General features: G+C 58.0%; 9 protein-coding genes and 1 pseudogene. 8 read left to right on the plus strand and 2 right to left on the minus strand.

The features are described 5' to 3' along the window. A pseudogene (locus AF71_RS30935) lies at window positions 1–868 on the minus strand (phosphomannomutase); the annotation flags it as partial. 154 nt (window positions 869–1,022) lie between these two features. Here AF71_RS30935 and ung point away from each other — a divergent pair. From ung to AF71_RS30970, 8 genes are all read left to right on the plus strand, one after another. Next, the gene (gene ung, locus AF71_RS30940; RefSeq protein WP_169684506.1) at window positions 1,023–1,733 is read left to right on the plus strand and encodes a uracil-DNA glycosylase; all 711 of its coding nucleotides are present in this window, start codon (window positions 1,023–1,025) and stop codon (window positions 1,731–1,733) included. 128 nt (window positions 1,734–1,861) lie between these two features. Then, the gene (locus AF71_RS30945) at window positions 1,862–2,794 is read left to right on the plus strand and encodes a VOC family protein (protein ID WP_169684508.1); all 933 of its coding nucleotides are present in this window, start codon (window positions 1,862–1,864) and stop codon (window positions 2,792–2,794) included. A 13-nt stretch (window positions 2,795–2,807) separates the two neighbouring features. Beyond that, window positions 2,808–3,416: an alpha/beta hydrolase gene (locus tag AF71_RS30950; protein ID WP_169684509.1), complete on the plus strand. Its 609-nt coding sequence runs from the start codon at window positions 2,808–2,810 to the stop codon at window positions 3,414–3,416. A gap of 170 nt (window positions 3,417–3,586) precedes the next feature. Continuing rightward, complete coding sequence (locus tag AF71_RS30955; RefSeq protein WP_169684511.1) at window positions 3,587–4,360, plus strand: Wzz/FepE/Etk N-terminal domain-containing protein; 774 nt, start codon at window positions 3,587–3,589, stop codon at window positions 4,358–4,360. A 41-nt stretch (window positions 4,361–4,401) separates the two neighbouring features. Next, the gene (locus AF71_RS30960) at window positions 4,402–4,695 is read left to right on the plus strand and encodes a hypothetical protein (protein ID WP_169684512.1); all 294 of its coding nucleotides are present in this window, start codon (window positions 4,402–4,404) and stop codon (window positions 4,693–4,695) included. Continuing rightward, window positions 4,637–4,759: a hypothetical protein gene (locus AF71_RS32200; protein ID WP_281412479.1), complete on the plus strand. Its 123-nt coding sequence runs from the start codon at window positions 4,637–4,639 to the stop codon at window positions 4,757–4,759. Before AF71_RS30960 ends, AF71_RS32200 begins: the two co-directional genes overlap by 59 nt. Before the next feature lie 376 nt (window positions 4,760–5,135). Then, window positions 5,136–5,618: a transcription elongation factor GreA gene (gene greA / locus AF71_RS30965; RefSeq protein ID WP_018858200.1), complete on the plus strand. Its 483-nt coding sequence runs from the start codon at window positions 5,136–5,138 to the stop codon at window positions 5,616–5,618. Window positions 5,619–5,908: 290 nt separating this feature from the next. Continuing rightward, complete coding sequence (locus AF71_RS30970) at window positions 5,909–6,754, plus strand: GNAT family N-acetyltransferase (protein ID WP_169684514.1); 846 nt, start codon at window positions 5,909–5,911, stop codon at window positions 6,752–6,754. Here the strand turns inward: AF71_RS30970 and AF71_RS30975 are convergent. Continuing rightward, window positions 6,751–7,029 (minus strand): integrase core domain-containing protein (locus AF71_RS30975; RefSeq protein WP_169684515.1); only part of this gene is annotated, 279 nt, incomplete at its 5' end. The genes AF71_RS30970 and AF71_RS30975 overlap by 4 nt on opposite strands.

Raw genomic sequence — 7,029 nt, forward strand, 5'->3', positions numbered from 1 at the left:
AGCGACCGGCGGCTTCGATGCCGGAATTCGATGTCACGGGTGTCACAACCGATGTCGCACCGAGAAAGTTCGCGGCGATCAGGCCGAGCAAATCGCCACGCAGCGGCGTCCCGGTTTCGTCCGCCACCAACGGGCGATCGCCATCACCATCCGCAGAGACCATGGCGTCGAGGNCATGCTGTCTTGCGACCTNCTTGAGNTTGGCGATCGTCTCCTCCGAAACCGCCTCGGTGTCGACCGGAACGAATGTTTCCGAGCGGCCAAACGGCACGACCGTTGCGCCGTAATGTTCCAAAAGTTCCACGAGCAGGTCACGGGCGACCGTGCTGTGCTGGTAGACGCCGACCTTCAAGCTTGAGAGCGCATTTGTCGGGAGAATATTGGCATTCCGCTCGCGGAAAGCTGTGATGCATTCGGCGGATTGGTTTTGCATCCCCGTACCATGGGGCGCAAACGCAAAGCCGGCACGATCAAGTTCTGTCGCGACAGTCGTGATCGCTGCTTCGTCCGTTTTGTCGATTTCTCCGTCCGACCGATAGAACTTGATGCCATTGCGATCGGCGGGGATGTGCGAGCCTGTCACCATGAGACCCGCNGCTTTTTTCTGAAGTCCGTAAAGCGCCAGCGCCGGTGTTGGCACCGTGCCGCAGTCGCGGACCTTGAATCCAAGGCGATCAAGTGCATCGGCACAGTTTGCAACGATCTCCGGGCTGGAATCCCTGAAGTCATGACCGATCAGGATAGTGTCACCGGGGCGGGTCATTCCACGGTCGAGCAGATAGCGGCCAAAGGCTGTGGCATAAAGCGCCGAAGCCCGGCCCTTAAGGTCGACAGACAGGCCGCGAAGCCCACTGGTTCCGAATTTCATTCTGAATAAGCCCCGGATGCGCTTGAATTCGCCAGCGATTCGACCTCAATCTACTAGGTGTTCGTAGATAGTGAACTCCGGTGAACAATAAAATGTTTGCCAATTCCCGGCTCGAGACAAGCCGAAGGCGCCCACGCGCCGATGAGGATCGTCGATGAATGAACAATCAATCGCACTGGAGGAGGGCTGGAGGGACGCTCTCGCCGGCGAATTTTCCAGCCCCTATATGCAGCAGCTCAAGGCGTTCCTCGTCGCACAGAAGCAGGGAGGCAAACGGATATTTCCCAAGGGATCGGAATATTTCCGTGCGCTCGATCTGACGCCGCTGGCAAACGTCAAGGTCGTGATTCTGGGCCAGGATCCCTATCACGGGCTAGGGCAGGCGCACGGCCTGTGTTTCAGTGTTCGACCAGGCGTTCGCATTCCGCCTTCACTCGTCAACATCTACAAGGAGATGCAGAGCGATCTGGGGATTACACCGGCGCGACACGGATTTCTGGAGCATTGGGCACGGCAGGGCGTCCTGTTGCTGAACAGCGTGCTCACAGTGGAGGAGGCCCAAGCCGCGTCGCACCAGGGCAAGGGCTGGGAGCGATTCACCGACGCCGTCATTGCCAAGGTCAACGATGAATGCGATGCCGTCGTCTTCATGCTCTGGGGCTCCTATGCCCAGCGCAAGGCAGCCTTCGTCGATATAAGGCGTCACCTCGTGCTGAAGGCGCCACACCCCTCTCCGCTCTCCGCTCATAACGGCTTTTTCGGTTGCGGCCATTTCTCCAAGGCCAATGCGTTTTTGCAGACGCACGGTCGAGGGCCAATCGACTGGCAATTGCCGACGAACCCCGGCGACGCCCAACTCTTCTGAACGATTGTCTTCTGTCGTTCACTAAAAAGAGACAATGCGTTCCGGTCCTCGGGGCTATTCCAATTGGTCCGGAGCGATCATCTATACCCCATACGAAGCCCGCGAGGCGGGCAAGAAAGGGGTCTTAAATGCTCGATCAAATCAAGGGTCTGCACCACGTCACGTCCATGGCGGAGGATGCCCGCACAAACAACCAATTCTTCACTAACGCCCTCGGTCTGCGTCGCGTCAAGAAGACCGTGAATTTCGACGCGCCCGACGTTTATCACCTCTATTATGGTGACGAAACCGGTGCACCCGGCACGATCATGACGTACTTCCCATTTCCGAAGATGGCGCAAGGTCGTCCGGGAACCGGTGAAGTTGGAACCACCGTTTTCTCGGTCCCGCAGGGCTCGATCGGCTTCTGGAGCGATCGCTTGAACAAATTGAATGTCACCGGCCTGAAGACTGAGGAGACATTCGGCGAGAAGCGTCTGAATTTTGCCGGTCCCGATGGTGATGGCTTTGCCCTTGTCGAAGTCAAGGATGACAGCCGCCAGCCTTGGACACACGGTGGTATCAGCGAGGATAACGCGATTCGTGGCTTCCATTCGGTGGCCATGCGTTTGCGTGACGATGGCGCCACGTCAGAACTGCTCAAGTTCATGGGCTACGAAGTCCAGGAAGAGCGTGGTGGTGTCAAGCGCCTGACTATTCCGGGTGGGAATGGCGCGCATCTCGTCGATCTGGAAACCATGCCGAACGTTTCACGCGCTTTGCCAGGTGCAGGGTCCGTGCATCACGTGGCCTTTGCCGTAGAAAATCGTGCGAAACAGCTTGAGGTCCGCAAGGCGCTGATGGATACCGGCTACCAGGTCACGCCCGTCATCGACCGTGACTATTTCTGGGCGATCTACTTCCGGACCCCGGGCGGCATCCTGTTCGAGATTGCGACCAACGAGCCCGGCTTCAACCGGGACGAAGACACTGCGCATCTTGGCGAGGCACTGAAGCTGCCACAGCAGCACCAGCACTTGCGCGCTCTCATCGAGCAGCACTTGCAGCCGCTTGAGGCTTAAAGGGGACGCACAAATGACCGATAACAGCTATGTGCACCGGCTGCAGGCCGGTGCACCCGGAAAGCCCATTCTGTTCGTGCTGCACGGAACGGGCGGGGATGAAAACCAGTTCTTTGATTTCGGGCGGCGCCTGCTGCCGGAGGCGACGATTGTCTCTCCGCGTGGGGACGTCTCGGAGTTTGGTGCCGCACGCTTCTTCAAGCGTACCGGCGAGGGCGTCTACGACATGGCGGACCTCGCCCGTGCAACCGAGAAGCTTGCATCCTTTGTCGCGGCGCTGGCGAAGCTACATGAGGCAAGCGACGTGCTCGGCCTGGGTTTCTCAAATGGGGCAAATATCCTCGCCAATGTGTTGATCGAGAAGGGATTGTTCGATGCATCGGTTCTGATGCATCCGTTGATCCCGTTCCAACCGATGGCAAATCCCGCCTTGAGCGGGCGCAAGATACTGATCACGGCAGGCGAACGCGACCCGATCAGCCCTGCGCCCGTGACGAAGGCCCTGGCGGATTACTTCGAGAGCCAACACGCTTCCGTCAAGACGGAATGGCATGCAGGTGGTCACGATATCAGGCAGAATGAAATCGACGCCATCCACAGGCTCTTCGAGCCGTACCGGTAAGCCACTGCTGTCGGATGGTCATCGGCCATCCGACAGGGCTCCTTCGAATGCAGAGGGTGATAATCCAATAGGCTTATTTTTGGTTGTGAAGCCTTTTTGTTGTGATGATTGTTCGCGCGACGAAACCTTAGCGAGTATTTTGCTGTAACGAGTTGAAGGGTTGCATTCGCATGAACGATGTCGCAGACGTTCGAATGCTGATTGGATTGGCCCACCGACAGGCTCGGACAATATTGCTGGTGGGATTGCCGATCTTCCTGCTGAGCCTCGTCATCGTCTTCTCGTTCACACCTCGCTACACCGCCCAATCGTTGGTTCTTGTCGATACAAGTTCGAAGAATCTGCTCGACCCGGACGCTGCCACGAGTAGCGGCCTTACCGATAATTCCCGGGTGGAAGGCGAGGTTCATATCATTCAATCCGATGCGGTGCTGCTGGAGGCAATCAGGAACGGCAAGCTTCTCTCCGATCCAGAGTTTGCTCTCAACCGTTTCAACGGCCGATTACTCTCCGCCGCTGGGCTCGCTGCCGACACGCCCTCAGGCGATGCGGCGCCGGGTGAAGTGCTGTCGGCTTTCAAGGATGCCGTTCGGGTTCGCCGCGAAGGCTTGACCTATCTTATCAGTGTGGGCGTGACATCGGATGATGCGGACAAAGCCGCGCGTCTCGCGAATCTTGGAACGACCGTCTACATCAGGAAGCAGGTCGAAGCCAAAGTGGCGAACACCGTTTCAGCCGGGAAGATCCTTGAACATCAGGTGACGGCCGCCAGAGATGTGCTTGCGCAGAATGAACGCAATCTCTACCTTTTCGTCACATCCCATAGTGATCTCCAGGCAGCCGGTTCTCTCTCGCAACTGCGGCTTGCGGATGCGCAGTTTGGCGAGACGACATCCGATGCGCACCAGAGGGGTACGGGCGCGGTCTATCGGCGGAGGTCCTGACACAATTCTACGCGCTCCAGCAGTCGGCACAGGTCGCGAGGGTGCAATACCAGAACCTTTTGACGCGATTGCAGGACTTTGAAGCCCAAGCCAGCCTCCAGGTGGCTGACGGTCGCGTGGTTTCCGCAGCCCTTGCCCCGATCGAGCCGTCCTATCCGCGGAAAGGTCTGGTGCTCGGCATCATGGCCATCATGGCCATCGTGGCGTTGGGTGCGGGCGTCGGGGGGTGCCCTGCTACGAGAGTTTTCCATCGGCGGCTTCACGAGCGAAGATCAGGTGAGTGCGGTCCTGAATGTCCCGCTGGCCTCGGTCACGCCCGATCAGGCGGGGAGTGAAGTTGAGAAGCCGCACGGTCGCGGTCTCTCCGACACGATCATCTCCGCCCCGCTCTCGGTCTGACGCGCCCGCGCCTGCTGTCAGGCTGTCCCCGAAGGCGACGATAGAACGCCGCTTTGGTATGGCGCGACGCGCTGCTTGCGTTGGATTGACACTGAGACCGAGAAACATAAAAGGCTCCACAGTAATGAATGGGAATGTGATCCTATTTCGGCTGGAGAAAGCGGGGATAATTCCACTCGGCGACCGACTAGTCTGCGGAAATCGACCGGGCGGTTTGTGGCAATCACTGGCTCAAATGGCTTGTTTGGAAGGGCGAAGGGCAGTCGTTCTTCAAGTGCGGCTGTGACCAGTGGAAGAGATGGTATAAGATCGACCGCGGTGGCGACCCATCGCCTATGCGCTGCGAGACCAGAGACCACAAAGCGGAGTTTTGAAATTGAGTGTAGCCTTCGTCAAAGAAGAAAGTGCCGAAGCTGCTTCGGAAACACTTTTGCCGGACCGTCCAATTTCGCCGCATCCGAACCTCGTTACGGAAGCGGGCTTCAAGGCCCTGGAATTGCAGCTGCAGCAAGCGCGCGAGGCCTACGATGCCGCGAACTCCATTGAAGACGTGAACGAACGGCGGCGACAGGCGGCAAATCCGTTGCGGGATCTGCGCTACTTTGCTGCCCGAGTCCGTACGGCGCAGGTCATCCCTGAGCCGATTTCGCTTGATGTCGTCGCCTTTGGAACCAGCGTGACCTTCAGCCGGGACGACGGACGCGTGCAGACCTACCGTATCGTCGGAGAGGATGAAGCCGATCCGAAAACCGGATCGATTTCCTTCGTATCCCCGGTGGCCAGGGCTCTCACCGGCAAGACGGTTGGAGATGTCGTCAGCGTCGGCGGTCAAGAACTCGAGGTCATCGCCATCGGTTAGGCGCTTTTTCCTTAGCTGATGCGAAAGCGATGGCTGTCCGATTTTCGAACAGCTTATGGCTCTTAACCCGTCTTCATGCTCTATTAAGTAATTATCTTGAGATTGTAATCTCCCTGTTCCATGATGATTGCGATGCAAAGAATTTCGGCTCGTACTTCATGACGATCGCTGCAGATCGCTTCAGCCATGAACATGTTTCTTTGCCGTCGGGTGGCTTTACGGCTGTTAGACTTTGATCTTTATTTATCCCGCAGGCTCTCAACTGCGGTCGATCTGATTAGGGACGTTGCATGAATTCGGAGTTTACCGTTCGTCCGATGCGACCCGGTGAGTTGGAGCTAGTGCTCGAGTGGGCACGTCAGGAGGGATGGAATCCCGGCCTCGACGATTCGGTTGCCTTTCACGATGCGGACCCGTCGGGATTTTTCGTGGGCGTGATCGGGGAGGTGCCCGTCGCCTCGATCTCAGTCGTCAAATATGGCGAGGATTTTGCTTTCCTCGGTCTTTTTATCGTCCATCCGGATTTTCGGGGCAGGGGCTACGGCAAGGCCATTTGGAATGCCGGGATGATGTCGGCTGAGGGCCGTAGCATCGGTCTGGATGGTGTGCCCGCACAACAGGACAATTACCGAAAGGCCGGGTTCGAAGAGGCCTATCGGACGGTTCGCTATGGTGGCGTGATCTCTGCCTTGCCGGAATCAACACTGGTTGCCCACGCTGTCTCGGATAGACTCGACGGATTGCTGCGCTATGACGCGATGATCTTTCCGGCGCCGCGGCCAACCTTCGTGGCGTCATGGTGTGCTACTCGCAAGGACAGGCACTCGGCCGTGGTGCGCAAGCGTGGCAAGATTCGCGGCTACGGAACCATCCGCCGTTGCTACGAGGGCTACAAGATCGGCCCGCTGTTTGCAGGCGACAGGGATAGCGCGGCGGCTCTGATTTCGGTTCTGGCGCAGCATGCCAAGGGAGCGAAGGTCTTCATCGATGTTCCCACCAACAATGGCGAGGCCATTGAACTTGCCGAGAGCCTGGGCTTGGCGCCCGTCTTCGAAACGGCGCGGATGTATCGGGGCGCAGCGCCGGTCGTTCCGCTCAGGAGCATTTTCGGCGTGACGACCCTGGAACTCGGCTAGGTGTGTGGTCCCGGAATGAGATGGTGCGGATTGATTTTGAAGATTGACGGGTCCCTTGTCCAGGCGTTGCAGATTGCTTGATAGGGCGTTCGCCATCGGAGCGCCTTGAGGTGTTTGGCGAGGTTGTAAGCAGTGACGAAGGCCAGGACATGGGCCTTGAGACTTTCCAGGTCGTCATAATGGTAGACCTTGACGGTGGCGTCCTTGATGGTTCGATTCATCCGCTCGGCCTGGCCGTTCGTCCAAGGATGGTAGGGCTTGGTCAGCCGATGCTC

Origin of the sequence: Rhizobium sp. 57MFTsu3.2 (assembly GCF_012932765.1) — a bacterium.
Classification (GTDB): domain Bacteria; phylum Pseudomonadota; class Alphaproteobacteria; order Rhizobiales; family Rhizobiaceae; genus Rhizobium; species Rhizobium altiplani.